The sequence below is a fragment of the Niveispirillum sp. KHB5.9 genome (assembly GCF_048066115.1).
GTDB lineage: Bacteria > Pseudomonadota > Alphaproteobacteria > Azospirillales > Azospirillaceae > Niveispirillum.
This window is the reverse complement of record NZ_JBLTYX010000003.1, coordinates 144546-170186: the sequence shown is the minus strand read 5'-3', so window position 1 is coordinate 170186 and position 25641 is coordinate 144546. Positions and strand designations below refer to the sequence as shown.

General features: G+C 66.6%; 25 protein-coding genes. 9 read left to right on the top strand and 16 right to left on the bottom strand.

Features of this window, described 5'->3' with window-relative positions; translation table 11 throughout:
- Positions 1-52: 52 nt before the first annotated feature.
- The 10 genes from ACM9HJ_RS07390 to ACM9HJ_RS07345 all read right to left on the bottom strand — a co-directional run bounded on the left by ACM9HJ_RS07390 (position 53) and on the right by ACM9HJ_RS07345 (position 7603).
- Complete coding sequence (locus tag ACM9HJ_RS07390; RefSeq protein WP_416571067.1) at positions 53-2506, bottom strand: TonB-dependent receptor plug domain-containing protein; 2454 nt, start codon at positions 2504-2506, stop codon at positions 53-55.
- A 239-nt stretch (positions 2507-2745) separates the two neighbouring features.
- Positions 2746-3246, bottom strand: a complete 501-nt coding sequence (locus ACM9HJ_RS07385) for a RidA family protein (RefSeq protein ID WP_416571066.1) — start codon at positions 3244-3246, stop codon at positions 2746-2748.
- A 38-nt stretch (positions 3247-3284) separates the two neighbouring features.
- Positions 3285-3503, bottom strand: a complete 219-nt coding sequence (locus tag ACM9HJ_RS07380; protein WP_416571065.1) for a hypothetical protein — start codon at positions 3501-3503, stop codon at positions 3285-3287.
- A 386-nt stretch (positions 3504-3889) separates the two neighbouring features.
- The gene (locus ACM9HJ_RS07375) at positions 3890-4615 is read right to left on the bottom strand and encodes a transglutaminase-like cysteine peptidase (RefSeq protein ID WP_416571064.1); all 726 of its coding nucleotides are present in this window, start codon (positions 4613-4615) and stop codon (positions 3890-3892) included.
- 580 nt (positions 4616-5195) lie between these two features.
- Complete coding sequence (locus tag ACM9HJ_RS07370) at positions 5196-5417, bottom strand: envelope stress response membrane protein PspB (RefSeq protein ID WP_416571063.1); 222 nt, start codon at positions 5415-5417, stop codon at positions 5196-5198.
- 27 nt (positions 5418-5444) lie between these two features.
- On the bottom strand, positions 5445-5687 hold the full coding sequence (locus tag ACM9HJ_RS07365; protein WP_416571062.1) for a hypothetical protein: 243 nt from the start codon (positions 5685-5687) through the stop codon (positions 5445-5447).
- Between the two features lie 39 nt (positions 5688-5726).
- Entirely contained in the window at positions 5727-6410 is a 684-nt protein-coding gene (pspC, locus tag ACM9HJ_RS07360; RefSeq protein ID WP_416571061.1) for an envelope stress response membrane protein PspC, read from the bottom strand.
- Positions 6407-6634, bottom strand: coding sequence for an envelope stress response membrane protein PspB (gene pspB, locus ACM9HJ_RS07355; protein ID WP_416571060.1), 228 nt, complete (start codon positions 6632-6634; stop codon positions 6407-6409). Before pspB ends, pspC begins: the two co-directional genes overlap by 4 nt.
- A gap of 77 nt (positions 6635-6711) precedes the next feature.
- A complete protein-coding gene (gene pspA, locus ACM9HJ_RS07350; protein ID WP_416571059.1) occupies positions 6712-7389 on the bottom strand; it encodes a phage shock protein PspA in 678 nt (225 codons plus the stop codon).
- Between the two features lie 13 nt (positions 7390-7402).
- Positions 7403-7603 carry a hypothetical protein gene (locus ACM9HJ_RS07345; protein WP_094455683.1) on the bottom strand — a complete coding sequence of 67 codons (201 nt, stop codon included), beginning with the start codon at positions 7601-7603 and terminating at the stop codon, positions 7403-7405.
- A 251-nt stretch (positions 7604-7854) separates the two neighbouring features.
- Here ACM9HJ_RS07345 and pspF point away from each other — a divergent pair, with 251 nt between their 5' ends.
- Together pspF and ACM9HJ_RS07335 are read left to right on the top strand one after the other, a co-directional pair.
- Positions 7855-8979 (top strand): phage shock protein operon transcriptional activator, encoded by a 1125-nt coding sequence (gene pspF, locus ACM9HJ_RS07340; protein WP_416571058.1) that lies wholly within the window; start codon positions 7855-7857, stop codon positions 8977-8979.
- Complete coding sequence (locus ACM9HJ_RS07335; protein WP_416571057.1) at positions 8979-9371, top strand: DUF1801 domain-containing protein; 393 nt, start codon at positions 8979-8981, stop codon at positions 9369-9371. The genes pspF and ACM9HJ_RS07335 overlap by 1 nt, the downstream gene beginning before the upstream one ends.
- Here the strand turns inward: ACM9HJ_RS07335 and ACM9HJ_RS07330 are convergent, their stop codons facing one another.
- Together ACM9HJ_RS07330 and ACM9HJ_RS07325 are read right to left on the bottom strand one after the other, a co-directional pair.
- Positions 9372-9854 (bottom strand): hypothetical protein, encoded by a 483-nt coding sequence (locus ACM9HJ_RS07330; protein ID WP_416571056.1) that lies wholly within the window; start codon positions 9852-9854, stop codon positions 9372-9374.
- 4 nt (positions 9855-9858) lie between these two features.
- The gene (locus ACM9HJ_RS07325; RefSeq protein ID WP_416571055.1) at positions 9859-10491 is read right to left on the bottom strand and encodes a TetR/AcrR family transcriptional regulator; all 633 of its coding nucleotides are present in this window, start codon (positions 10489-10491) and stop codon (positions 9859-9861) included.
- A gap of 107 nt (positions 10492-10598) precedes the next feature.
- On the opposite strand from ACM9HJ_RS07325, the gene ACM9HJ_RS07320 reads away from it, so the two are divergent.
- Positions 10599-11462 carry a DUF2306 domain-containing protein gene (locus tag ACM9HJ_RS07320; protein WP_416571054.1) on the top strand — a complete coding sequence of 288 codons (864 nt, stop codon included), beginning with the start codon at positions 10599-10601 and terminating at the stop codon, positions 11460-11462.
- Between the two features lie 3 nt (positions 11463-11465).
- Here ACM9HJ_RS07320 and rnr read toward each other — a convergent pair whose 3' ends face one another.
- Together rnr and ACM9HJ_RS07310 are read right to left on the bottom strand one after the other, a co-directional pair.
- Positions 11466-13757 (bottom strand): ribonuclease R, encoded by a 2292-nt coding sequence (gene rnr, locus ACM9HJ_RS07315; protein ID WP_416571053.1) that lies wholly within the window; start codon positions 13755-13757, stop codon positions 11466-11468.
- 337 nt (positions 13758-14094) lie between these two features.
- Positions 14095-14757 carry a sulfite oxidase-like oxidoreductase gene (locus ACM9HJ_RS07310; RefSeq protein ID WP_416571052.1) on the bottom strand — a complete coding sequence of 221 codons (663 nt, stop codon included), beginning with the start codon at positions 14755-14757 and terminating at the stop codon, positions 14095-14097.
- 200 nt (positions 14758-14957) lie between these two features.
- Here ACM9HJ_RS07310 and ACM9HJ_RS07305 point away from each other — a divergent pair, with 200 nt between their 5' ends.
- From ACM9HJ_RS07305 to ACM9HJ_RS07280, 6 genes are all read left to right on the top strand, one after another.
- On the top strand, positions 14958-17255 hold the full coding sequence (locus ACM9HJ_RS07305; RefSeq protein ID WP_416571051.1) for a mechanosensitive ion channel domain-containing protein: 2298 nt from the start codon (positions 14958-14960) through the stop codon (positions 17253-17255).
- Positions 17252-17893, top strand: a complete 642-nt coding sequence (locus ACM9HJ_RS07300) for a LysE family translocator (RefSeq protein WP_416571050.1) — start codon at positions 17252-17254, stop codon at positions 17891-17893. The genes ACM9HJ_RS07305 and ACM9HJ_RS07300 overlap by 4 nt, the downstream gene beginning before the upstream one ends.
- 66 nt (positions 17894-17959) lie before the next feature.
- Entirely contained in the window at positions 17960-21016 is a 3057-nt protein-coding gene (locus tag ACM9HJ_RS07295) for a diguanylate cyclase (RefSeq protein WP_416571049.1), read from the top strand.
- 359 nt (positions 21017-21375) lie between these two features.
- On the top strand, positions 21376-22086 hold the full coding sequence (locus ACM9HJ_RS07290) for a carbonic anhydrase (protein ID WP_416571048.1): 711 nt from the start codon (positions 21376-21378) through the stop codon (positions 22084-22086).
- A gap of 31 nt (positions 22087-22117) precedes the next feature.
- On the top strand, positions 22118-22762 hold the full coding sequence (locus ACM9HJ_RS07285; protein WP_416571047.1) for a LolA family protein: 645 nt from the start codon (positions 22118-22120) through the stop codon (positions 22760-22762).
- Between the two features lie 128 nt (positions 22763-22890).
- Positions 22891-23664 (top strand): gamma-glutamyl-gamma-aminobutyrate hydrolase family protein, encoded by a 774-nt coding sequence (locus tag ACM9HJ_RS07280; protein ID WP_416571046.1) that lies wholly within the window; start codon positions 22891-22893, stop codon positions 23662-23664.
- Positions 23665-23804: 140 nt separating this feature from the next.
- On the opposite strand, the gene ACM9HJ_RS07275 is transcribed toward ACM9HJ_RS07280, so the two are convergent.
- Both ACM9HJ_RS07275 and ACM9HJ_RS07270 read right to left on the bottom strand, forming a co-directional pair.
- Positions 23805-25265, bottom strand: a complete 1461-nt coding sequence (locus ACM9HJ_RS07275; protein ID WP_416571045.1) for a methyl-accepting chemotaxis protein — start codon at positions 25263-25265, stop codon at positions 23805-23807.
- 21 nt (positions 25266-25286) lie between these two features.
- Positions 25287-25610, bottom strand: a complete 324-nt coding sequence (locus ACM9HJ_RS07270) for a hypothetical protein (RefSeq protein ID WP_416571044.1) — start codon at positions 25608-25610, stop codon at positions 25287-25289.
- Between the last annotated feature and the right edge of the window lie 31 nt (positions 25611-25641).

Below are 25641 nucleotides of genomic sequence, written 5' to 3'. Positions count from 1 at the left end.
GCGCCGGGGGCAAGGGGATGGGCCCGCCACCCCCGGCGTCATACGTCAACGCTTAGAACTTCACGCTTAGGCGGACATAATAGGTGCCGCCATTATACCCCATGGGCGAGGTGTCGGGATAAACCTGACCCACGGCGTACCCGCCGCCCGCCAAGGCATCGACCTTGTCGGGATAATTGTCGAACAGGTTCTGCACGCCGACGGCCAGGCCGATATTCTCGTAGAAGTCGTAGGAGACTTCGGCGTCGAACAGCCATTCCGACCCGAAGGTCTTCGCGTAATTGACCGTATCGGTGAACTTGTCGTAGTAGCTGGCGCGACCCATGATCGAGAACGCGTCCAGCGAATAGACCGCGGTGAAGTTGCCGCGGAACTTCGGCAGCTGCTTCTCCAGGTCGGCCACGCGGGTATCATCGATGACCGCCGGATTGCGCGCGATCACCTTGGTCTTGTTGTAGTTCAACGCCGCCGTCAGATCGATCTTGCCCTCGCCCACCGGCACGGTGGTGTTGGACACGAAGTCGATACCCTGGGTACGGGTATTGAAGGCATTGGTGAAGTAGTTGACGGCACCCAGCGTGTTGGCGCCGGGCACGCCCAGGGCCGCCAGGGCGATACGGTCGGCCGCCGTCGGGTTGAAGTCGGCCGACAGCGCGATACGGTCCTTCACCTTGATATTGTAGTAATCGATGGTGACATTGATATCGGCGACGTCGGCGACGATACCGCCGGCGAAGTTCGTGCTCTTCTCTTCCGACAGCGGGCTGGCGCCGAAATATTCGGCGACGACGCTGCTGGCCGGATAGGTCCCGCGGGCGACCGGGCTGGAGCTGCCGGCCGGGAAGTAGGTCTGCACGGACGAGGTCTGCGACTGGCCGGGCGTGGGTGCACGGAAGCCGGTATTGACCGAACCGCGGATGGCGAACGCGTCCGTGAAGTCATAACGGCCGCTGACCTTCCAGTTGAAGGTCGATCCGAAATAGTCGAAATCCTCGTACCGTGCAGCGGCACCGATGGTGAACTGCTCGGTGATGGAGCCTTCGGTATCGACATAGAAGGCGATGTTGTCGCGCTTGAATTCGCCCGAATCCTCCGGACGGAAGCCCGGATAGCCGTTGGAGCCGATGGGCAGCGCCGCCGGCAGGCCGGTGCGGAAATCGATGAAGGAGGCGTAGGGACCGACTGTGTAGGAGGCGGTGTCGCCGGGGCCGATCTCATACAGCTCGCGGCGGAATTCCGTACCCACGGCCACGTTCAGCGGCGTGGCCCAGCCCAGATCGACCGGATAGGACAGGTCGACGTTGACATTCTCTTCCTCCTGCACCAGGCGGCCGACATAGAACTCGGTCGGGCTCGCCGGACCCAGGGACGGGTTGACGGTGTTCTTCAGGTCGTAATCGATCTGGCTGCGGCCGAAGGAGCCGCCGATGCTGTAGGTCAGGCCGCTTTCCAGCTCATGCTTGAAGCCGCCGACGATGGAGGCATCCTTCACGTCGCCATAGAAGCGCGGGGTGAAGCCCGTGGGGAACCATTCGGAGAAGCGGAAGCCGTTCGGATCACCCGGGACCGGCAGGGTCGGGCCGTTCACGGCATGGTCCAGCGTCGGCGGACGATAGTAGAAGGAACCGTTGGCCTTGGACGCACCATAGTTACCGAACAGGTAGATGGAGGCCGTGTCGGTCAGGTCGATGCCGGAATTCACGAAAATGCGCGTGGATTCGCTGTCCGGATCACCCCAGTTCATGGCCAGATCGGTCTTGGCGGCCGGCGCGCGCGGGTCCTGGACACCACGGTTGGTCGGGTCGCCCTGGCCATATTCGGCCGACAGGTTGAAGAAGCCGTTGGGGCCGAGCGGCAGGCCGACATTGGCGGCGAACTTGGCATTGTCGCCGTCGCCCTCATAGGTGGAGCCGTACTGGATCGTGGCGGAACCGCCTTCGGATGCGTCCTTCAGCTGGAAGTTCATCACGCCGGCGATGGCGTCGGAACCATACTGGGCGGCGGCACCGTCGCGCAGCACTTCCACCTGCTTGATGGCGATGGTGGGGATCTGCGACAGGTCGGGCGCCTGGGCGCCGGCGGCCAGCGCACCGCCGGACAGCTGCACCAGGGCCGAACGGTGGCGGCGCTTGCCATTGACCAGGATCAGGGTCTGGTCGGGCGGCAGGCCGCGCAGCGTCGGCGGACGCACGAAGGTGGAACCGTCGGAAATGCCGTTACGGCTGACATTGAAGGACGGCACCAGGGTACGCAGGATGTCGTTGGTGTCGGTGAAGGCCTGCTTTTCCAGATCGCCCGCACCCAGAACGTCGATGGGCGCCAGGCTTTCGGTCGCGGTGCGGTTGGCGACGCGCGTACCGGTGACGATGATCTCCTCGATTTCCAGGCCCTGCGCCGCGGCAGGCGCCGCGAAGCCGAGCGGGATCAGGCTGGTCGTGCACAGGATGCCGAAGGCGGCCTTTCGCGCGATGGCGCGGGCGGCCGGCTTGCTGTTGTTTACCTTCATGAGAAGTCCCCTGTTCAACTCGGTTGTTTGGTTCCTTCCTCCTCGGTTGCGTTTCTTCCCGGTTGACGGCCCCGTTTGCCGGGGCGCTTCGTCGAGGTCCGGTCCCGCGCCGGTTTTCCGGTCGCAGGCCCTCCGGCCCCTGTTCCCCCATCCGGCCCTACCCGTAGGCCTTCGGGGGTTCGTTCAAAACCGAAAGGGCCGGCTGGTGGCTTTCCCGTGCCACCAGCCGGCCCCGCCGGTCATTTCTTAGCCTTGGCGGCCACCACTTCGATCTCCACCAGCATGCCGGGCACGACCAGGCTGGAGATCTGCACCGTGGAGCGGGCCGGTTTGTTGGGCTGCTCCGCGGTGCCGAAGAACTTGGTATAGCCGGCCATCATGCCGGCGAAATCCATCTTGCCTTCCTTGGCCGGGTCGCCGACCAGATAGACATGCATCAGGACGACGTCGCCCATGGTCAGGCCCTGGGCCTTCAGCGTCTCCTGGATGCGGGTCAGGACATTGACCGTCTGGGTTTCGGTATCGCCGAACACCTCGGTGCTGCCGGCGGGGGCTTCCTTGTTGATGGCCGGCGGCGTGCTGCCGGACAGGAAGAACATGTCCGACCCGGCGGGCACCTGCACCGCGGCGGAAATGGGGAAGTTCGGCACGTCCGTGCGCTTGATCTCCCTTGCCTCTTCCTTGTTGCAGGCCGTCAGGGCTGCTGCGAGGACCAGGAGACTACCCAACCGCTTCAACATTCTTCCTCCGTTATTTGGTGAATGCCCGCGTGGGCCCGTCATCCGCGGACCGGCAGGGCAGCGGGATGAACCAGCCAGACCTTGCGGCCTTCATCCCAGGAGACGCCGGACAGAAGTTCCGGCGCATTGGCGCACGCCGGGCGGTCCGGCTGCCGGACCTGACGATCCGCCATCCGCGCCTTCGCGGCAAGGGCGGGTGGTGCCTTCACCACCCTGACGACGTTCCTGACGGCGACCCTTACGGCATTCTTGGCCATGTCCACCCTGTGCGTCTGCCGATGGACGATGCGGTCGGCGCCCCCTGGCCATCACGCTGTCGCCCATCCCCCTGATACGAAACAGGGTTTCAGCAACAACCGTGCCACGGTCGCGCCTGTGCGAAACCAAGGATGCCGTACGGGAACCGGGCAAGACGACTGCTCAACAAAGCAGCAACCTGCCGACAAAGAAGAAGATGTGATGAATTTTAAGGCAAGCAACGCCTTGAAAAGGACAGTTTGGTTAATTTTGTATTAACAATAGCAGGGATAATGCCGTTTTTCACGGCAAAGCCGCCGCAATATCGACTTTCGTCGTAGGTGCTTAATAATCGCTCGCAAATGATTGTCAACCCGGTTTCGATGATCGCGACCGATGCGTGGCCTCACTCGCCGACGGCGGCGGTCGCCGCCGAACCCGTCTCCGGCATATCGGCCGCATCGGGAATTGCAGACCCCCGCTCCCGTTCGGCCATCAGCAGGGCCGGCTGGCTGTCGGCACGGCGCCAATGGCGGCGGCCCGGCACTTCCTGCGCCACGAAGACATAGCCTTCGGCGGCCAGCTGTTCAGGGCGCATGGGGTGATGATGACGATCATCCAGGAAAATCTCCTCCACCCCGCGTTCCGCCTGCCGGCGCACGGACAGGATCAGGTGGTGGCCGCCATTGCCGGGCAGGCGCACGATGGTGGCGCGCAGCGCCGACCGCGGATAGCCGCGGCGCAGCAGCCGGGAGATGGTGGTCATCACCACATCGTCGCAATCCCCCGACCAGCCGCGGCCGGGCGTGCCCAGCACCTCCCACCGGTCCTCGCGATCCTCGCGATAGACCAGGTCGGACACGACCTGCCGGTGGATCATCACCGCCATACCCAGCGTGGCGCGACCGGCATCCACCCGGTCGACACCGATGGGGGTGCCCACCCGGCCCCCCAGGCTGACGGCGCAGCCGGGATCGCGGTCGCCATAGGTCTGGCAATAGGTACGGTATTGCGACAGGGGCTCCATATCCCCGTCCCAGGCCAGGGCGAAGGCGGGGGCATTGGCGGTCAGCACGGCGGACAGCAGCAACAGCAGGGCCAGGAACGGCGACAGGCGCCGCAACCGCGCCAAGGTGATAGACCGTAAGGCCGAGAGAATATCTTGTCCATAAACAGAAATTAAGATATTGGTAACCAATATCCAGGCAACGAAACGCCGGATTGGCATGTAATAAGTGACATTATTGCGGCGCAAAATGTCCTTATCCGCACCGCAATATAGGAATTGCGGTGACGCATACGCAAGTGATGCGGCCATGGTTAATCGCTTATTGGCGTTTCCTCTTACACGTTACTTTATTCCAGACGAAATTATTCGCCACCTGAAAATTGCTACCGCGACAAGAAAGCGGGAGGACGATCATCAGCAACGATCTTTTCAGGCCGGCGACCGCCGCCCCGGCGCACGTGCGCCGTAAGCCAAGCCGACGGATGTCGGCGCCCGGCGTCTGAGGGAACAAAAAAAGAACAAAAAAAAGACGCGCCGATCCGTTGCCGGCATTGCTGCCGGGCGGTCAGGCGCGTCCAGTGGGTAGGTTTGGGTGTGAGATGATCGGGCGGGGGGTCGGACTTCCCCTGCCCGGGACAAAGGGTGGTCTAACGAAGACCACCAGGAACCGCCGGCCCGGGAGAGGGCGCGGCGGGTACTCTCGTCAGGCGCGGCTGCGCCAGCCGGGCGCTTCCGCGTCCAGGATCTTTTCAAGCTGCAGGACCCGGTCCTCCAGCCGTGCGGCGCGGCCGGACAGTTCGGCCGCGGCCCCGTCGGACAGGCCGCCCACACGCATGGCCCGCATCTGGGTCAGGTGCTTCATGACGATGGCCACGATGGGGATCATCAGGGCGACGACGGGGATGATGAAAGGGCTGTTGAACATCTTCTGCGCCTCAGGGGGGCCGATGGTTCAGGAGGAGGGGCGTTCCAGGTCGCGGAACTGCCGGTTCAGGCCGAATTCGGGGCTGGTGACATAGCGTTCGATGCCGGCCACCCGCCGGTCGATATCATCCAGCGCCCGGAAGCGCCGACGCAGATCGACCTCGCTCTCCGCCACCTCGATATCGATCTGGTGCCAGCGCCGCACATTCTTGGCGATGATCGCCACGATGGGGATGCACAGGGCCAGGACGGGGATCATGAAAGGGCTCATCTCGTCACCTGACGGATGGGAAGAAGGGGCGCGGACGCCTTACTTCTTCTCCAGGTCGCGGAACTGCCGGTGCAGGTCGTATTCGCGGGACGCGATGAACCCTTCCAGCTTGGCGATGTCGCGGTCCAGGTCGCGGAACTTGCCGCGCAGGCCCGACAGGGTCTGGTCCGGCTTCGTGGCGACGGAGCGCCAGAACACCTCTTCCTCGCGCGTCTCATACAGGCCCACGGGCCGTTCCTTCAGCAGCCACCAGAGGATCAGGTAGCCGAAGAAGGCGACCGGCGGGAAGAAGAAGAAGCCCAGGATGAAGCCGACGCGCACGATCCAGGCATCGACATTGGCATATTCGGCGATACCACCGCACACGCCGGCGATCTTGGCATCGGTGCGGCTGCGCCACAGCCGGTAGCGCGTGTTGGAAGCGTGGTGGTCGGCCATGGCCTCATCCTCCGCATTCTGCCGGTGGGTATCGTGCCGCCCATCATCATGATGATGGGTGTGGTCATGGGCCCAGTCGGTCCGCTGCCGGCGGCTGCCACGGCCCTTGCCGCAGAAGGTCTCGGAGCCCAGACCGAAATAGTCGGCCCAGCTCTGGTCCGGGCGCTTGCCGAAATATTCCTGTTCCCAGCTGCGGCCGGGGGCGTACCCCCGGCCGTGGCGCGACCGGTACTGGTCGCGGCCGGGGAAGGGCGGCGGTGTGCCGGGCCCGTGACGGTCCTTCATGCTTTCGCCCTCCAGCCCGGGGCCTCCGCGTCCAGGATCTTCTCCAGCTGACGGATGCGGTCTTCCATCTTGTTGGCGGAGTGCCACAGGTCGGACAGCATCTGCTCGTCATCCGAAGACAGTGTCTTGGCGATACGCCAGCGGGTCACATAGTGGAAGATGATCCAGACGGGCGCCACGATCACCATGAAGATGACGGCGACGACGAATACTCCTTCAGGCATTGTTGCCCCCTTTTCCCAAGGCCCAGCCCATGGCGGCCCCCCTGCATTCCCTGCCGCGAGGGGCCCCCGGTCGGGAGTTATCCCTGCTGCTGATCCTTGCCCGCCAGCTTGGCCTTGAGGGCCGCCAGTTCCGACTCCACCTTGGATTCGGCTTCCAGTTCGGCGATCTCGTCGTCCAGGCTTTTGGCGCGGCCCATCCCCAGCACTTCCGACTTGCCTTCCAGCACGTCGAGATTACGCTCAACCTGCTCGAAACGGGAGAACGCATCGGTGATGCGGTCGTCGTAAAGCTGCGTACGGACCTTCAACCGGTTGGTGGCGGTTTTATGCCGCGCAATCAAGGTCTTTTCGCGGGTCTTGGCATCGGCCAGCTTCAGCTGGAGCGCGCCGATATCCTCGTTGGTCTTGGCCAGCGCGCTGTCCAGGCGGCCCAGCTCGGTCGCCATCTGTTCGGCGGCCTCGGCCAGCTTGGCCTTGGCGACCAGCGCGCCCTTGGCCAGATCCTCGCGATCCTTGGACAGGGCGAACTCGGCCTTGCGCTGCCAGTCTTCCGACTCGCGGCGGATCTCGGAGAGGCGGCGTTCGATCTCCTTCTTCTCCGCCACCGTCTTGACGGCGGAGGAGCGGACCTCGACCAGCGTGTCCTCCATTTCCTGGATGATCAGCCGGACCAGTTTTTCCGGGTCCTCAGCGCGATCCAGGATGGCGTTGATGTTCGAATTGACGATGTCGCCGAGGCGGGAAAAAATGCCCATGTGGAGGTCTCCTTCAGGCAAGGGCAATGAAAAGGTTGCTCAAACCGGTGGCCACCGCAAGGATGATCCAGGCTTCCACCGGCACGGCCCGGAAATCCTCGTAGAGGTCCCGGAACATGCCGCCCGCGGGGCGGGCGAAGAACCCGTCGGCGGACTTGGTATAGCCGGTCGCCGGCTGATCGGACATCCCATTGTCAAAGGTGAAGTCGGTCATGGCTGGCTTCCTTGCGATCTCGTTGTTTCCCCGGTGTCTGGGAACAGTAAGAGCAAGGGGTGTGCCAAGTGCCGAAACTTCTTTGTATTTCATTATAAATCAATGTCTTAGGAAAATTCTTCCATTTTGCCCCCTCCCCACCATGGTGGATGTGGGGCCACTCGGTGGCGATTTCCACCACTCACTCGCCAATCCGCCCACTTTCCTTTATGGTCTTGTTCGAGATCATAAAAAAGGACGCGTACCGGCCCATGTCCCCCACCGCATCACCCCCGTCGCTGATCGGCCAGGCCCCGTCCTTCCTGGGGCTAATGGAGCATGTGTCCCAGGCGGCCCCGCTGAACCGCCCCACCCTGGTGATCGGGGAGCGCGGGACTGGCAAGGAACTGGTGGCCGCCCGCCTGCACTATCTGTCACCGCGCTGGGACAAGCCGTTCGTGAAGCTGAACTGTGCGGCCTTGTCCGACACGCTGCTGGAGACGGAGCTGTTCGGGCATGAGGCCGGGTCCTTCACCGGGGCGGCCAAGCGCCATGTCGGCCGGTTCGAACTGGCCGATGGCGGTACCCTGTTCCTGGACGAGATCGCCACGGCCACCCTGCGCGTGCAGGAGAAGATCCTGCGCGTCATCGAATATGGAGAGTTCGAGCGGGTGGGCGGCAACACCACTATCCAGATCGATGTGCGCGTGGTGGGGGCGACCAACGCCGACCTGCCGCGCCTGGCCGACCAGGGCAAGTTCCGCGCCGACCTGCTGGACCGGCTGTCCTTCGACGTGGTGACCATCCCGCCCATGCGGGCAAGGCCGGAGGATATCCCCATCCTGGCCGAGCATTTCGGTGTGGCCATGGCGCGGGAACTGGGCCGGCCGTTCTTCGGCGGTTTCTCCAGCGATGCGATGCAGCAGATGCTGGCCTATGAATGGCCGGGCAATGTGCGTGAGCTGAAGAATGTCGTGGAACGCGCCGTCTATCGCAGCGCCGATCCGGAAAGCCCCATCACCGACATCCATTTCGACCCGTTCCAGTCGCCCTGGCGGCCCAAGCAGATGTCGATCTACGACGATGCGGCCCCGGCCCCCATCGTGGTGACGGTCCCGTCGCCGGCCGCAGCGCCCAGCGCCCCCGCCGCCCCGGCGGAGCCATCCGGCCCGGCCCTGCCCGAGGGGCCGTGCGACTTTCTGGGCCTGGTCTCGGATTTCGAGAAGGCGCTGCTGCGCGCGGCATTGGAACGAAACCAGTTCCATCAGAAGCGGGCAGCGACGGAACTGGGCCTGAACTATCACCAGTTCCGGGGATATCTGCGCAAGTACGAGCTGCTTGAGCGCCGCCATGGTCCACGTGGGGCGGATGAGGTGGAGGATGCGGAGGAAGCCTGATGCCGCCCAAGGCCTATAAGAGCGTGGAGGAATTCCTCTCCGACCTGTCAGACGAGTCACTGGCGGTGACCGAGGGTCTGCGCACCCTGATCAAGGCTGCCCATCCCGGTCTGGTGGAACAGGTGAAATGGAATGCGCCCAGCTTCTCCCTGGACGGTACCGACCTGATCACGCTGGGCGTGGAGCGCGACGGGTCCATCCGTCTGGTTCTGCATCGCGGGGCCAAGGTGAAGGATAGCGACGGCTTCCGCTTCGACGACCCTTCAAGGCTGGCGCGCTGGCCATCGCCCGACCGGGGTGTGGTCGTGGTGAAGGACGCCGACGGGCTGGCCGCGAAAATCACGGAGTTGAGCAATCTGATCAAACGCTGGGTGGCGGCGGCAACTGCCTGATCACGCCGCCAGCGGTGCCACACCAAACGCCGCCCCCCAGTTGGCCGGCGTCATGAAGGCCAGGTAATCGGCCTGCATCCGCGGTGTCAGAACCTCGATCATGAAACGGTTATCGACCCAGAATTCCACCACCTGGAAGGCCGGCCCGCGCCAGCAGGTCAGCGATTTCCAGCCCTCCCGCGCGGCGATGGCATGCACCGCCGCCTCGTCCAGAGACGTGCCGATGGCGATATGGGTTTCGCTGGCCTGGGCGGCCTCACCCTGTTCGGCCACCACCATCTCCGGTCCGGCATGCAGCACATGGCCGGCGGGATAGATCTCGATGGCGGTGCCGCGCCCATCGCCCGTCAGGCGATCGCCGGCGAAGACCAGATAGCAGCCGGGAAAGGGTGGAAAGGGCAGGGCCTGGGCCCCCCACAGTTCGGCGATGATCTTGGCGGTATGGGCGGCATCGGCCGCCGGGATGGATGCGTGGAACAGCATGGTGTCAGTCTCGTGTCTCTTGGGTTTGCCGCCGCCCCTCGATGGTGCGTGCGGCCGTGTCCAGCAAAGCCTTGATGGCCCAGACGCTGGCATCGCCCGCCGCCTTGCCGTCCAGGCCCCAATAATCCTTCATCGTCATCCAGGCCGTGGCGCTGTAGAGCAGCTGGATAGAGGCTAACAGGTTCCGCCCCTCCTCCGCCGACAAATGCGGCAGCAGGTCGGACAGCACGCCCTTCAGCGTGGCCTGGCGTTCATCGTTCACCCGCAGCCGGAATTCCCGCCCCTGCGGCGAGGACAGCAGTGCCCGCATCAGCCCTTCCTGCCGGTCGAAGCCGGCATAGGCCACCGGCGGCATGGACAGCAGTTCTTCCCGCGTGCGGGCAAAACCGGGAATGTCGGCCTGCCGGTTCACCCATTCCCACAGGGCGGACAGCAGCGCGTCCTTGTTGGAGAAATGGCGATAGGCGGTGCGTTCCTGCACCCCCGCCTCCCTGGCCAGTGCCGCGAAGGACAGACCCTCCAGCCCCGCATCCGCCACCACGCGCCCCGCCACCGCCAGCAGGGTCTGGCGGGTGTCATCCTTCTGCTTTTCACGCAGCGGGGAATGATAACGGGCGGAGGCGTCGGGAAGGGACATTTCAGGTCAGCACCAGATAATTGATGTCAGTTTTAATGACATCAATTATCTGGTGCGTCAAGCGACGATTGCCGCCTTATCCGTCCAGTGTTAAACGATCGTTCATCATGACGATCCTGGTGGGGGACGGGAACATGGTGGCTTTATCGATGGATGAACGGCCGGCGGGGTTTGCCGGCACGCTGCTGCGCCTGTCGGCGCGGCTGCTGGTGGCGGTGACCTGGGGCAGCGCCGGCCTGTTCGGCGCCTATATCCTGGCCTTCTATGGCGGCGCCATGGGCGATGGCACCATGGAGCGCTGGAACGAGACGCTGTCCGGCCTTTACGACCCGGCCGACCCGCTGTCCGTCCTGGGCATCGGGGTGCATTTCCTGATGGGCGGCGTGCTGCTGCTGCTGGGCCCGGTGCAGCTGATCGGCGCCGTGCGCGGCCGCTGGCCGCGCTTCCACCGCTGGTCGGGGCGGGCCTATGTGCTGGCCGCCTTCCTGACCGGGTTGGGCGGGCTGGGTTTCATCCTGGCCAGGGGCACCATCGGCGGCACACCCATGGATATCGGCTTCGGGCTTTACGGGGTGCTGGTGGTGCTGGCCTCGGTTGAGACCTTCCGCCATGCCCGCGCGCGGCGGATGGATATCCACCGCGCCTGGGGTATCCGGCTGTTCGCCCTGGTCACCGGGTCCTGGCTCTACCGCATGGATTACGGGTTCTGGCTGATGATGATGGGCAAGCTGGGCCACGCCTCGGATTTCTCCGGCCCGTTCGACATCACCATGGCCTTCTTCTTCTACCTGCCCAATCTGGTGGTGGCGGAAATGTTCATCCGGGCGCGCGGCGCCACGGCCCCCGGTTTCGTCCGGGTCGGGGCGGCGGCCGTGCTGCTCGTCGCCACGGGTTTCGTGGCGCTGGGCACCTTCTATTTCACCAAATTCTACTGGGGTCCGCCGATCCTGGCGCGGTTGGGGTTGGTGTAACCCTCACCGCCGCCGGCGCGGCGGCTTGGGTGTGTCGATGCCCGACGGTGCCGCCTCTTCCCGCTCCCGCCGGCGTTCAGGCCGGCCGCGACGCGAAGCCCCCGCCCCCGATCCGCGCCCGCCCGGCATTTCCGACCCGTCCTGGTTCAGCAGGCGGAAGACCATCGACCCGGTGATGGCATCGGCCTCGATCAGCCGGATTTTCACCCGCTCCCCCAGCCTGAACACGCGGCGGTGCCGCCGGCCCAGCAGGCAATGGTGGATCTGGTCATGGTCGTAGAAATCGTCGGGCAGGGTGGAGACGGGCACGATCCCGTCCGCCCCCGTCTCGTCCAGGGTCACGAACAGGCCGAAATTGCTGACACCGCTGATCTTGCCGCTGAAGGTCGCCCCCACCCGGTCGGCCAGGTAGGAGGCGACGTAGCGGTCCAGCGCGTCACGCTCCGCATCCGCCGCCCGGCGTTCGGTGCCGGAAATCTGATCGCCGATCGCGTCCAGCTTGCCCATCTCCTCATCCGTCAGGCCGCCATCACCCAGGTGATAGGCGCGGACCAGGGCGCGATGCACGATCAGGTCGGCATAGCGGCGGATCGGGCTGGTGAAATGGGCGTAGCGTTCCAGCGCCAAGCCGAAATGGCCGAGATTTTCCGGCTGATACACGGCCTGGGCCTGGGAACGCAGGATGACCGTGCTGATCATCTCCGACTCCGGCGTGTCCTTGGCCTTTTCCAGGATGTTGGTGAAGGCGGCGGGGCGCAGCACGTTGCCCTTGGCCAGATTGTAACCCATGGTCTTCAGGAACTCGCGCAGCGGTTCCAGCTTGTCCAGCGCCGGTTCGGCATGCACGCGGTACAGCAGGGGCGTATCGCGCGCCTCCAGCGCCTCGGCCGCCGCGACATTGGCGGCGATCATGAATTCCTCGATCAGGCGGTGGCTGTCCAGCCGGGCGCGCACCCCGATCTCCGCCACCTTGCCATCCTCCCCGATCCGCACCTTGCGTTCGGGCAGGTCCAGTTCCAGCGTGCCGCGCCGGGAACGGGCATGGGCCAGCACCGCGTACGCGCCATAGAGCGGGCGGATGACCGGGTCCAGCAGCGGCCCAGTCAGATCGTCGGGCGCCCCGTCGAAGGCTTCCTGCACCTGTTCATAGATCAGCCGTGCCGCCGACCGCATCAGCCCGCGCACGAACCGGTGACGCTTCAGGCGACCACCCGCGTCGATCCACATATGCACGGCCAGGCAGGCGCGGTTGACGCCCGGCCTCAGGCTGCACAGCTCGTTCGACAGCGCCTCGGGCAGCATCGGCACGACGCGGTCGGGGAAATAACAGCTGTTGCCCCGGTCCAGCGCCGACTTGTCCAGCGGGCTGCCGGGCGTGACATAGGCCGACACGTCGGCGATGGCGACGATCAGGTGCCAGCCACCCGGATTGTCGGGGTTCGTATCCGGCTCCGCAAACACCGCATCGTCGAAATCGCGGGCATCGGCGCCGTCGATGGTGACCAGCGGAATGTCGCGCAGGTCGGTGCGGCCGGACAGCGTCGGTTCCGTCGCCGCTTCGGCTTGTTCAATGGCAGCGGGCGGGAAATGCACGGGGATACCGTGCTGGTGGATGGCGATCAGGCTGATGGCCCTGGGCTGGTCGATACCGCCCAGCACCTCGATGACGCGGGCCTGTTTCAGGCCGTGGCGCGACGCGGGCAGCACTTCGGCCACCACCAGATCGCCGGAGGCGGCGTCCATGGCGTTCTGCGGCAGGATGACGAAATCGGCCTTGGCCCGTCGGTCGGCGGGGCGAAGCCTGCCACCGTCCGGCCCCAGCTCATACACGCCGACCAGCTGCGCCGTCTGGTCGCCGCCCAGCTTCTTGATGGTGCGGCCTTCATAGAAATCGTCGCGGATGCGCGCCAGCTTGGCGAGCGCCCGGTCGCCCTCCGCCAGGGTCGGGTTGCCGCGGCGTTCTGGCTTCATCACGATGCGCGGCGGTTCCCGATCCGGATCGGACCAGTTCAGCGGCCGGGCGATCACCTCTCCATCCGCATCGACACCGGTGACGATGACCACACCCACGGGCGGCAGGCTGGCCGGCGGGGCCAGACGGCGGCGTCCACCCTTCTCGATCGTCCCGTCCCCTTCCAGGTCGCGCAGCAATTCCTTCAAGGCGACGCGGTCATCGCCGCTGATATGGAAGGCCCGCGCGATCTCCCGCTTGCCCACTGGATAGGGGCTTTCCCGGATGAATTCCAGGACCTGTTCCTTGGTGGGAAAGGGGGCTTCTTTCTTGGGATTCTTCAAGAGAACGACTTCCGCGCGATGAAATGGACATGAAGGCAAAAAAATAGGCGAAACGCTGACAAGTTCCTTCACCAGGAATCAGCGTTTCGCCTATTTTCTTCGCGTGGTGCAACAGGGGGCGGAATGGCCCCCCCGCCACACGAGGAGCGAGAAGGATGCTTACCGAAACTAAGCACCCCCGTTCCATAGAACTGGAATTCCGCGGCTTCGGCTTTCGCCTGCGCCTTGTGATCCGGTTCTAAGGGGAAGCTGGGACAGCGCCAACTGTCCCGGCGACCTTCTTGAATATAGGCTTTCCGCCCAAATCCTGCAACGCACCGAATCGGTGTACCCAGCCTCAGCTATAGCGCTGCTCGGTCCAGGGATCGCCCTCATTGTGGTAACCGCGCTCTTCCCAGAAGCCGGGCCGGTCCTCGGCCACGAATTCGATGCGGGTGACCCACTTGGCCGATTTCCAGAAATAGAATTTGGGGATGATCACGCGCACCGGCCCGCCATGTTCGGTGGTGATCGGCTGGCCTTCCCAGCTATGGGCCAGCAGCACATCCACATCGTCGAACACCGACAGCGCCACATTGGTCGTGTAGCCGTCATAGGAATGGAAGACGATATACTTCGCCTCTGCCTTCGGCTTCACCACATCCAGGATGTGTTTCGCCGACACGCCTTCCCAGTGATTGTCATAGCGTGACCAGGCGGTGACGCAGTGGATGTCCGAGACATCCGCAAAGGCCGGCTGGCCCTTGAACTGCGACCAGCCCCAGACCGTGGGGTTTTCCACCAGCCCATCGATGGTCAGTTCCCACTGGCCCAGGTCGATTTCCGGCTGAATGCCCAGATCCAGCACGGGCCAGTTCTTCACCTCCCGCTGGCCGGGCGGCAGGCGGTCGGCGCGACGGGAGGACGCGCCGGTCATCAGGCGGCCTTCCTCGGCCCATTTCTGCTTGGATTCCACTAGCTTGGCATTGGGCGGGTTTTCGGGCGTATCGGCGGGGGCCATGAGGGGTCCGTTATCGATTGGATTGCTTTGCCCCTTACATAGCGCGCGGGCGGGCCGGGGGCGAGGGGCGTTGACGGCATGGGCCGTCACCACTGGCATGACGCGCCAGGATTGCTATGTTGGCGCTTGAGCATTGATCCGACAGCGCGTCCAGTGCGTTGGACGTTCTGCCCCGTCACCGGAAGCCAGGCCAGCACCCTATGCCGACCCGCCCGATCCGCCTTCTCCTGTCCTGCCTGCTGTTCACGCTGGCGCTTCTGTCCGCACACCCGGCATCCGCCCAGGCTACGCCGCTGGTGGACCAGCCCAGTGCCGCCGAGGTCGACCAGTTGATCACCACGCTGGAGGACCCGGCCAAGCGTGATGCGCTGCTGGTACAGCTGAAGGCGCTGAAGGCCGTGGAAAAGCCGGCGGAACCGGAAACCATGGGCAGCCGGGTGCTGGACACGCTGTCCGACCGTATCGACCTGTTCAGCCAGCAGGTGGCCGCCGCCAGCCGCGCCGTCATCGACACGCCGCGTGCGCTGCGCTGGCTGAACCAGCAGATGACCGATCCGGCCAAGCGCGATGCCTGGGGCCTGCTGGCCCTGCATCTGGCGTTGATCATCGGTGGCGGCTATGCCGCGCGCTTTGCCATGATCTGGCTGCTGTCGCGGCCGCGTCGGGCGCTGGGCGCACGCGCACCGGGCGGGCTGCTGGCCAAGCTGGTCCTGCTCTTCGCCCGGCTGGTGCTGGACCTGCTGCCCATGGGCGCCTTCGCCCTGGTCGGTTTCGGCCTGCTGTCGGGGACAGAGGCACCACGCACCGTGCGCGTCGCTTCCCTGATCATCCTGAATGCCAGCCTGATCGTGCAGGGCGTGCTGGTGGCCGGCCATGTGTTGCTGTCGCCGAAGACGCCGCTGCTGCGGCTGGCGCGGGTGGGGGATGAGACGGCGCAGTATCTGCTGATCTGGATCCGCCGCATCACCATCATCGGCGTCTACGGTTACTTCATCGGGGAGGCGATGCGCGTGCTGGGCCTGCCCGCCACGCCGCATTCCGCCTGGCTGAAGCTGGTGGGCCTGCTGGTCACCGCCATGCTGATCGTCCTGGTCCTGCAGAACCGCGAGCCGGTGGCCCAGGCCCTGCGCGGCAAGCCGGAGCCCGAGCCCGACGACCGGGACGAGGCGTTGCGCGCTGTGCTGGCTGGCGAGGCATCGGGGGACGAACCGCACCTGCCCCCGCCGCCCACCCCGGCCCAGGCGCGCCGCCATGCCGCCCTGTCGCTGGTGCGCCAGCGGCTGGCCGATGTCTGGCACATCCTGGCCATCCTCTATCTGGGGGCGGTCTATCTGATCTGGGCGCTGGAAATCGCGGGCGGGTTCGATTTCGTGCTGCGCGCCACCCTGGTCACGGGCGCCATCCTGATCGTCTCCCGCCTCTTGTCCGAAGCGCTGAACCAGCTGGTCGATCGCGGGCTGAAGGTGCCCGACGATGTCCGCCTGGCCTATCCGGGGCTGGAGGAGCGGGCCAACCGCTACCTGCCCTTCCTGCGCCGGGTGGCGCAGGGGCTGCTGGGCGTGTTCACCATCCTGCTGCTGCTGCAGGCCTGGGGGGCCGACGCCCTGTCCTGGCTGGGGTCCGATCTGGGTCAGCGGGTGGCGTCCAGTTCCGTCACCATCCTCATCGTGCTGACCCTCGCGCTGGTGATCTGGGAGATGGTGAACGGTGCCATCCTGCGCTACCTGAACGCCACCGACGACCAGGGTATCAGGCTGCAGCGCAGTGCCCGCATGCGCACCCTGCTGCCGCTGATGCGCAATGCCCTGACCATCCTGCTGGTCACCCTGGCCGGGCTGATCGTGCTGTCGGAATTCGGGGTCAATATCGCCCCGCTGCTGGCCGGTGCCGGCGTCATCGGCCTGGCCGTGGGCTTCGGCGCCCAGACCCTGGTCAAGGACGTGATCACCGGCCTGTTCATCCTGATCGAGGATACGATCAGCGTGGGCGACGGCGTCACCGTGGCCGGCCTGTCGGGCGGGGTGGAGGCCATGTCCATTCGCTCCATCCGCCTGCGCGGGTACGATGGCGCCGTCCACACCATCCCGTTCAGCTCCGTCACCACGGTCACCAACAGCACGAAGGATTTCAGCTTCTATGTGCTGAACGTGACCATCGATTATGCCGTCGATACCGACAGGGTGGTAGGCGTACTCAAGGATATCGGAGTGCAGATGCAGGCTGAGCCAGATTATGGCGCCAGCATCCTGGGGCCGGTGGAGATCGCGGGCGTCGATGCGTTCCAGGACAGCGCCGTGCTGATCAAGGGCCGTATCAAGACCCGCGCCGGCCAGCAATGGGCCGTGGGCCGCGAATTCAACCGCCGCATGAAGAAGCGCTTCGATGCGGAAGGGATCACCATTCCCTTCCCGCAGCAGGTGCTGCATATCAATTCCGGCGCCCCGGCCACCCCCTTCACGTCTGCACCGGACGGGACCGTCAAGACGGACGCATCATGATTTCCACCCAGACGCTGGTCATTTTCCTGACCACCTGCTTCTTCCTGTCCGCCACCCCTGGCCCCAACATGCTGTCCGCCCTGTCCATGGGCATGCGCCACGGGCTGGCGGGTGCCGCCTGGGGGGGGATCGGCATGTGCCTGTCGCTGGGCCTGCTGGCGGGCCTGTCGGCCCTGGGCGTGGGCGTGCTGCTGAAGGCATCGCCCATGGCCTTCACCATCTTCAAATGGGCGGGCGTGGCCTATCTCACCTGGCTTGGCATCCAGGCCTGGCGCGCGCCGATCCAGGAGGGCGACGCGGCCGTGCGTGCCGCCGTGAATGCCCGGCCCGACCGGCGGGGACAGCTGGGCCTGCTGGGCCAGGGGCTGCTGATCACGCTCTCCAACCCCAAGGCCCTGATCTTCATGGCCGCCTTCTTCCCGCAATTCATCGATCCGGAACGCGCCATGGCGCCACAGTTGACCATCCTGGTCGGGGCCATGCTGGTGATCGAATTCGGCTGGATCATGACCTATGCGGTGGGCGGCAAGGGCCTGGCCCTGCGCCTGACCGGGCCGGTCGCGCAGAAATGGCTGAACCGCATGACCGGTGCCCTGTTGATCGGTGCCGGCCTGCTGCTGGCGATGGCCTCCCTGTAAGCAAGCACCCTTCCCCGCCGCCCCGACAAACGGCATAGTGGCAACAAAACGCCCCAGATGCCGCCCATGCCGCCACCGCCCCTTGCGCGCACCGGACTGCTGATCCGGCTGTTGCTCCTGCTGGCCCTGCCGTTGACCGCGGCGGCGGCGGAGCCGGACCCGTGGGGTGATTTTCCCATCCTGTCCTTCGATGACCTGACGGTGGCCGACGGGTTGCCGCACGACACGGTCAGCGCCGTGACCCAGGACAGGGCCGGGCTGATCTGGATCGGCACCTTCGCGGGTCTGGCCCGCTATGACGGCTATCGCATGCGGCAATGGGAAGGCGGCCTGGACCAGCCGGGCAGCCTGCCCGACACCTATGTCCGGGCCCTGCTGCCTTTGTCGGATGGCGGCATCCTGGTGGGCATGGGGGCGGCTGGCCTGGCCCGCTACGATCCCGGGACCGATCTTTTCCAGCGCCTGACCCCGCCCGACGCGCGCGGTTCCCGCATCTATGCCCTGGCCCCGGCCCGCGATGCGGGCGGCGATGCCGCCTGGGTCGCCACCGATGACGGGTTGTTCCTGTGGCGCGCCGCCGACAATGAAGTGCGCCCCGTGCCGCTGGTGGATGGGGCCGGCCGCGCCCTGAACGACAAGCTGTTCACCGTGATGGAGGATGCCGACGGCACCCTGTGGGCGGGCGGGGTCGGCGGCCTGGTGCGCCGCGCCCCCGGAAAGGAAGGCTTCACCCGCATCACCACGGAAGGCCCCGCCGGCCCGACCCTGGCGGGGGAGGTCTGGACCCTGGCCCGCGACGGCAAGGGCCGGCTGTGGGTCGGGTCGGGCGACAGCGGTGCCGCCTGGCTGTCGCCCGACAGCAAGGCCCATGCCGTGTCCGGCCTGACGGGGCCCGACGGCATGGCCGGACGGCGCACCATCCGCGCCGTGGCGGAGGTGCCGGGGCGCGGCATCTGGTTCGCCACCGACGGGGCGGGGCTGATCATCCTGGATCCCGACAGCGGCCGGCTGCGGCAGGTCCGCCACGACCCGGTCCTGCCCGGCAGCCTGAACGGCGACCGGCTGCGCTCCATGCTGGTCGACCGGACGGGCAATATCTGGCTGTCCAGCGACCAGGGGCTGGAACGGTATGATCCCTATGCCGAACGGCTGCGGGTGGTGCCGGCCACGCCGCTGTCGCCCCTGGCCCTGACCAATCCGGAGGTGTTCTCCACCTTCGCCGACAGCCGGTCGCGCGTCTGGCTGGGCCTGGCCAATGGCGATGTCGATGTGCTGGACCTGAAAGCGCAGCAGGTGCACCGCCTGCGTCTACCACCCCCGCACAATGGCCGCGACGTGCGGTCGGTGCAGCCCCTGCCCGACGGCCGGATACTGGCCGCGGGCCGCGGGGTGGCCGCCATCGATCCCGCCAGCCTGGCCATCACCCCGTCGGCCGTACCCTGCCTGGATGGCGAGGTGCTGAACACCATGATCGTGGCCCGTGGCGAGGTGCTGGCCGGCAGTTTCGAGGGGCTGACCCGGTACAGCCCGGCCACGGGCGAATGCCGGACCTTCCGCCACGACCCGGCCGATCCGCGCAGCCTGGTCAATGACAATGTCCGCGCCCTGGCCATGCTGGCCGACGGACGGATCGTGGTGGGCACCGCCGGCGGCCTGTCCGTGTCGGACGGGCGCGGCGGGTTCCACAACCACCTGCCCCATGCCGGCGATCCCGACGCCCTGTCGCACGGCTATATCACCGGTGCGGCGGAGGACCGGCACGGGCGGCTGTGGCTGTCCACGGCCGGCGGCGGGCTGGTGGTGACGGATGTGGAGGATCTGTCGGGCAAGCCGCGCTTCCGCGCCATGCGCCGGCGCAACGGCCTGCCGCATGACAATATCGGCGGTGTGGGCGTCGACCCGAACGGCCGCGTCTGGTTCACCACCCCGTCGCGCATCGGCCGGCTGGACCCGCAGGACAGCCGCTTCACCCTGCTGGGCGACCGGGAAGGCGCCAGCCTTAAATTTTATACCCTGCGCGCCATGACCTGGGGGCCGGGGGGCAAGCTGCTGCTGGGTGGCCTGGGCGGGCTGGGCATCCTGGACCCGGATGCGGATACGGCCCGGCCGCCACCGGCCCCGCTCACCGTCACCGGGCTCGCCATCAATCACCAGCCCCTGCCGCCGAGCCACCTGCCGCAGCCGGGGGCCGGCCTGCAACTGTCGGCGTCGGAACGCACCATCGCCCTGGATTTCGCCCTGCTGGATTACCGGCCAGGCACGGAGCTGCGTTACCGCCATCGGCTGGACGGGTTCGACCAGGACTGGCTGGACAGCCCGCAGCGCGCGCCCGGCGCCAGCTATACCAACCTGCCCGCCGGCCATTATGTGCTGCGGGTGGAGGCGGTGCTGTCCGGGCAGGAGACGCCGGTGGCCACCCTGTCCCTGCCGGTCGCCGTAGCCCCTCTCTGGTATGAGACGATGGCTGCCCGCATCGGCGGGATGCTGGCCATGCTGCTGGCCATTCTGGGCATCGTGCAGGTGCGCACCGCCGCCCTGTCGCGCCAGCGCCGCAGGCTGGAGGCGGAGGTGGCGGAGCGTACCCGCGACCTGGTGGCCGCCAACAGCCGCCTGGACGTGCTGGCCAGCACCGATCCGCTGACCGGCCTGCTGAACCGCCGCCGCTTCCTGGAACTGGCCGCCATCGAGCATCAGCGGGCGGCCCGCCACGGCCGGCCCCTGTCGCTGCTGCTGATCGACCTGGACCATTTCAAGCGGGTCAACGACACACATGGTCATCGCATGGGCGATGCCGTGCTGCGCACCGCGGCCGGGGTGCTGTCGGCCTCGGTCCGTGCGTCGGATCTGGCGGCCCGCTTCGGGGGGGAGGAACTGGTACTGCTGCTGCCGGAGACGGAGCTGGCCGGCGCCGCGGGCATGGCCGAACGCCTGCGCCGCGATTTCGCCGCCGCAACCACGGCGCTGGACGGCAAGGAGGTGCGGGTGACGGCCAGCATCGGCGTGGCCGGCTGGCGCGGACCGGGGGAAAGCCTGGACGCCCTGCTGCACCGCGCCGACCAGGCGCTCTATGCCGCCAAGCATGGCGGCCGCGACAAGGTGATGGTCGCGGCGGGAACTGTTTGATGTTCCCTCAAACGCCGGGCGCCCACATCCGTGGGCTTGGCTTGCGCGCCCACGTGGGCGCGGGCCGGCGGTCGCCGGCCTCCGGCGGCTTGCCGCCGTGGCCCAGCGCCTGAGGGAGCAGCAGCGGCATCGCCGTTGCAGGCCGGCGACCGCCGGCCCGGCGCTCAGGCGCCGTGCGCCAAGCCGCCGGATGGCGGCGCCCGGCGCCTGAGGGAACAACAAGAAATGGTACCGGCACCATCGCAGCCCCCCCATGACATCGAACTGTCATCCACATGCTGGACAGGGGCCTTCCGTACCGTCATGTTGCGGGCGCAAAATACCAGTCTTCCGACCTTCTGTTTCATGCGGGGCGCATCATGCTGAAGGACCTGATCGAAGGGTTCCGGGAATTCCGGCGCACGAATTTCAAGCAGCAGCGCGGCCTGTTCCGCACGCTGGCCTGGGCCGGGCAGAAGCCCAAGGCGGCGCTGATCACCTGCTGTGACAGCCGCGTCGATCCCACCCTGATCTTCGCCGCCCAGCCGGGCGATCTGTTCGTCATCCGCAACGTGGCCAACCTGGTTCCGCCCTACAAGCCGAACCAGGATTACCACGGCACCTCGGCCGCCCTTGAATTCGCGGTGCGCGAACTGGGCGTGCAGCTGCTGGTGGTCATGGGCCACAGCCAGTGCGGCGGTGTCGCGGCATTGCCCAAGGATCGCAGCGACCAGAAGTCGGACTTCGTTGATCACTGGATGTCGATCGCCGAACCGGCCCTGACCAAGCTGCGCGCCGGCATGCCGGAAGGGGCGGAAACCGACCTGCCGGAGCTGGAACGCGCTGTCGTCCGCCTGTCGCTGGACAATCTGCGCTCCTTCCCCTGGATCGCGGAAGCCGAAAAGGAAGGCAAGCTGTCGCTGTGCGGCATGCTGTTCGACGTGGCCGATGCGGAACTGCACGTGCTGGACAATGCCACGGGGCAGTTCCAGCCCGTGTCCCCGCCGCGCCCGCGCTTCCACGCCGCCCTGACGGCCACGACCGCCGCTGCCGTGGATGGCCGCCACGAAGATGGAACCGTCCACTCATAATCCGGCCATGATCGGCGGTTAGAAGAGCTTCATGCGCAAGATCCTCCTGGCCCTTCTGGCCGCCGCCGCTCTGACCCTCCCCGCTGCCGCCGCCCCGACCAAGGGCAAGGCCCCACCGCCGCCGCCGTTGACGGCGGAGGAACAGGCGCGCCTGCCGGCGATCGAGGCCTATCTGAACGAGATCCGCAGCCTGAAATCGCAGTTCATCCAGTCCAGCGATGATGGTGCGCCCCTGGCCACCGGTACGTTCCAGCTGCTGCGCCCCGGCCGCATGCGCATCGATTATGAAGGCAACGGCAATTACATCGTCGCCGATGGCCGCTTCGTCTATTTCTGGGACGCGGAGGTCAAGGAGCAGCAGAACGCCCCCATCGGCAGCACGCTGGCCGACTTCCTGCTGCGGGAGAAGATCGCGCTGAAGGGTGACGTCACCGTCACCCGCATGGCCAATGATGGCGGCCTGCTGGAGGTGACCCTGGTCCAGACCAAGGAACCCGGCCAGGGCAGCCTGACCCTGGTGTTCGAGGAACGGCCCTTCGCCTTGCGCAAATGGCGGGTGCTGGATGCGCAGGGCCGGACCATCGAAGTGGCCTTGCAGAACCCGCAATTCGGCGTCAGCCTGGACAAGGACATCTTCTATTTCCGCGAAGCCGGCCGCCGCCGCGAGCGGGATTGATCCAGCGGTCATTTCCAATGACCGCTGGAGGCCGGCGACTGCCGGCCCGGCGCTCATGCGCCGCAAGCCAAGCCGCCGGATGGCGGCGCCCGGCGCGTGAGAGAACATGAAAATGCGGAGTTTTCCACATGACCCAGCCTTCGCCCGCTGCCCGCAAACCGCTGGTCGGCCTGCCCTGTGACGCGCGCGAGCTGGGGCCGCACCCGTTCCATGTCGTGGGCGACAAATATATCCGCGCCGTCAGCCATGGGGCCGGCTGCCAGCCGCTGCTGATCCCGGCCTTGGGCGACTGGTGGGATGTGGATGGGTTGCTGGACCGGCTGGACGGGCTGTTCATGACCGGCAGCCCCAGCAATCTGCATCCGGGTCATTACGGCCTGCCCGACGACATGGTCACCCCGCCGCTGGACCCCGCCCGCGACGCCACCACCCTGCCGCTGCTGAAGGCGGCCCTGGCCCGTGGCATCCCGGTCTTCGCCGTCTGCCGCGGGTTCCAGGAGATGAATGTCGCCCTGGGCGGCACCCTGTACCCCCGCATCCAGGAGGTGCCGGGCCGCATGGACCATCGCGAGCCCAAGGAAGCGCCGGTAGCGGTGCAGTACGCCCCCGTCCATCCCGTGGCCCTGACGCCGGACGGCCATTTCGCCCGCGTCACCGGTATGGCGGAGATGATGGTGAATTCCCTGCACCAGCAGGGCATCGACCGCATCGCCGACAGTCTGGCGGTGGAGGCGGTGGCCCCCGACGGCCAGATCGAGGGCGTGCGCTATACCGGCGGGCCCGGCTTCGCCTGGGGCGTGCAATGGCACCCCGAATGGCGCTTCTGGGAAAACCCGCCCTATGCCGCCCTGCTGACGGCGTTCGGGGATGCCGTCAGGAAGTATGCGGAAACCCGCCGATAAGCGGTCTTACACCAACGGTCGAAATCGGCGGCGACTGCCGCCGCGCCGCACGTGCGGCGTAGCCAAGCCAGCGGATGCTGGCGCCGGCGATTGAGGGGCGGGAAAGATTGACCGTAGGTCAAGATTTCCCGCCGCATGTATCACGCCGCCTGCCGCAGGTCGCCGATGAAGCCTTCCAGCCGATGGTTCATGTCGGTGGACAGTTTCTCCGCATCCTCGGCGGTGGCGTTGGTCTTGCCGACCGCGTCGGCGATGCCATAGGCCATGTCGGCCATGCGCGACACGGTGCCGCCCAGCGAGGCGGTGCGGCTGGACACGGTCTGGATGGCACGGCTGATCTCCAGCACCGTCGCCTCCTGCTGCTGCACGGCGTCGGAGATTTCGCCGGCACCGCTGTCCAGCGCGGTCACGGCGTCGGCCACGCCGGCGATGGCATCCACGGCGGCGCGGGTGGCGGCCTGGATTTCCGCGACCTGACGGCTGATATCCTCCGTCGCCTTGCCCGTCTGCGTGGCCAGGCTCTTCACTTCCGACGCGACCACGGCGAAGCCCTTGCCGGCATCGCCAGCGCGCGCCGCCTCGATCGTCGCGTTCAGGGCCAGCAGGTTGGTCTGGCCGGCGATATCGGCGATCAGCTGCACGACGCTGCCGATGCGGGCGGCGGTTTCCGACAGTTCGGCCACCCGCTCGCGCACGCGGACCACCTCGCCCGCCGTGCTGCGCGCCTGGGCGGCGGCGGCGCTGGCCGTGCGCGCCACCTCGGCGATGCTGGCGGCCATCTCCTCCACGGCGGCGGCCACGCTGGCGGCCTGGCCGGTCGCCTCCTCCGCTTCGGCCCGCGCGGTATGCGTCATCTCCCCGGTGCTGGCCACGGAGCGGTCCAGCAGGTCCGCCTCTTCCCGCAGGCCACGCACGGCACCGTCCAGGCGGCGGGTCATGCTTTCCACATCCACGACGAACCGGTCGGCCAGCGCCTTGCGCAGCAGGGTGCGTTCCTCCCGCTGGGCGGCGGCGGTGCGCTGCTGCTCCTCGCGCAGGCGCTCGGTCTCCACGGCGGCGGCTTCGGCCTTGGCGCGGGCCTTCTCGCTATAGAGGAAGGAATTTTCCAGGTTCCAGGACAGCCAGAGCAACACCCCCGTCTCCACGATCACCACGACGGCATGCACGATGACGCGCAGCAGGCTGCCCTGCCCGTCGGGGAAAACCAGCGAGGGCAGCAGGAAGGACAGGCTCAGATGGTGAACGGCCGTCACCCCGGCCGCCACCAGGATGACGCGCCAGTTGCAGAATGCCGTCAGCATGGCCAGAACGGCGAAATAGAGGAAATGCGCGTCGATCTGCCAGGGCCCGGCCGAGGCGGCGACCACCACCGACACCTGGGCCACGGCCAGCACGGCGATCAGGTAATGCAGCGACGCCCGCTCCATGCCCAGCAGATGAGCGGCCGTGCCCGCACCGGCGATCAGCAGGGCCAGCAGCAGCGGCATGCCCCATCCGACCTGCCCCAGGATCAGCGACACCAGCGTCAGCGGTGCGCAGGCCCACAGGAAGACCAGGAACAGCGTCAGAGCGGCGGAACGGATGCGATCGATAGGGGTCATGGGGATACCTTCCCGGTGTCGTCAGGATGATTGGGTGCCGCAGCCGGCGATGGCGCCGGACAGGGTCAGGCCCGGCAGAAGCGACAGGCGGCGCGCACTTTCCGCATCGTCCGGCCGGACCATCCAGACATGCGGCCCGAGGCCGGCCAGCCGGTGCCCGCCATCGACAAGGGCCACCCCCGTCCCGGCCAGCACCGACAGCTGTGCCTGGTACCCCATCCAGGGCGGCAGCAGCACGGCCAGCGTCCGCCCGGCTTCCGGCACGGCCGACCCTACGACCAGCAGCGGTGCGAACAGCAGCAGGATCGCGGTCAGCGTGATGAGGAAGGTCGAGCGGGAAAACATTCGTATGGAAACCAAACCATTAGTTTGAATG

Excerpts from the sequence above, each read along its gene's own strand:
- ACM9HJ_RS07365 (WP_416571062.1), bottom strand. The coding sequence starts at position 5,687 with ATGAGCCCTTTCATGATCCCCGTCCTGGCCCTGTGCATCCCCATCGTG.
- ACM9HJ_RS07370 (WP_416571063.1), bottom strand. The coding sequence starts at position 5,417 with ATGTTCAACAGCCCTTTCATCATCCCCGTCGTCGCCCTGATGATCCCC.
- ACM9HJ_RS07270 (WP_416571044.1), bottom strand. The coding sequence starts at position 25,610 with ATGTTTTCCCGCTCGACCTTCCTCATCACGCTGACCGCGATCCTGCTG.
- ACM9HJ_RS07275 (WP_416571045.1), bottom strand. The coding sequence starts at position 25,265 with ATGACCCCTATCGATCGCATCCGTTCCGCCGCTCTGACGCTGTTCCTG.
- pspA (WP_416571059.1), bottom strand. The coding sequence starts at position 7,389 with ATGGGCATTTTTTCCCGCCTCGGCGACATCGTCAATTCGAACATCAAC.
- ACM9HJ_RS07345 (WP_094455683.1), bottom strand. The coding sequence starts at position 7,603 with ATGACCGACTTCACCTTTGACAATGGGATGTCCGATCAGCCGGCGACC.
- ACM9HJ_RS07290 (WP_416571048.1), top strand. The coding sequence starts at position 21,376 with ATGCTGAAGGACCTGATCGAAGGGTTCCGGGAATTCCGGCGCACGAAT.
- ACM9HJ_RS07380 (WP_416571065.1), bottom strand. The coding sequence starts at position 3,503 with ATGGCCAAGAATGCCGTAAGGGTCGCCGTCAGGAACGTCGTCAGGGTG.
- ACM9HJ_RS07325 (WP_416571055.1), bottom strand. The coding sequence starts at position 10,491 with ATGTCCCTTCCCGACGCCTCCGCCCGTTATCATTCCCCGCTGCGTGAA.
- ACM9HJ_RS07390 (WP_416571067.1), bottom strand. The coding sequence starts at position 2,506 with ATGAAGGTAAACAACAGCAAGCCGGCCGCCCGCGCCATCGCGCGAAAG.
- pspB (WP_416571060.1), bottom strand. The coding sequence starts at position 6,634 with ATGCCTGAAGGAGTATTCGTCGTCGCCGTCATCTTCATGGTGATCGTG.
- pspC (WP_416571061.1), bottom strand. The coding sequence starts at position 6,410 with ATGAAGGACCGTCACGGGCCCGGCACACCGCCGCCCTTCCCCGGCCGC.
- ACM9HJ_RS07300 (WP_416571050.1), top strand. The coding sequence starts at position 17,252 with ATGATTTCCACCCAGACGCTGGTCATTTTCCTGACCACCTGCTTCTTC.
- ACM9HJ_RS07285 (WP_416571047.1), top strand. The coding sequence starts at position 22,118 with ATGCGCAAGATCCTCCTGGCCCTTCTGGCCGCCGCCGCTCTGACCCTC.
- ACM9HJ_RS07305 (WP_416571051.1), top strand. The coding sequence starts at position 14,958 with ATGCCGACCCGCCCGATCCGCCTTCTCCTGTCCTGCCTGCTGTTCACG.
- ACM9HJ_RS07310 (WP_416571052.1), bottom strand. The coding sequence starts at position 14,757 with ATGGCCCCCGCCGATACGCCCGAAAACCCGCCCAATGCCAAGCTAGTG.
- ACM9HJ_RS07330 (WP_416571056.1), bottom strand. The coding sequence starts at position 9,854 with ATGCTGTTCCACGCATCCATCCCGGCGGCCGATGCCGCCCATACCGCC.
- ACM9HJ_RS07335 (WP_416571057.1), top strand. The coding sequence starts at position 8,979 with ATGCCGCCCAAGGCCTATAAGAGCGTGGAGGAATTCCTCTCCGACCTG.
- ACM9HJ_RS07385 (WP_416571066.1), bottom strand. The coding sequence starts at position 3,246 with ATGTTGAAGCGGTTGGGTAGTCTCCTGGTCCTCGCAGCAGCCCTGACG.
- ACM9HJ_RS07320 (WP_416571054.1), top strand. The coding sequence starts at position 10,599 with ATGACGATCCTGGTGGGGGACGGGAACATGGTGGCTTTATCGATGGAT.
- ACM9HJ_RS07295 (WP_416571049.1), top strand. The coding sequence starts at position 17,960 with ATGCCGCCACCGCCCCTTGCGCGCACCGGACTGCTGATCCGGCTGTTG.
- pspF (WP_416571058.1), top strand. The coding sequence starts at position 7,855 with ATGTCCCCCACCGCATCACCCCCGTCGCTGATCGGCCAGGCCCCGTCC.
- ACM9HJ_RS07280 (WP_416571046.1), top strand. The coding sequence starts at position 22,891 with ATGACCCAGCCTTCGCCCGCTGCCCGCAAACCGCTGGTCGGCCTGCCC.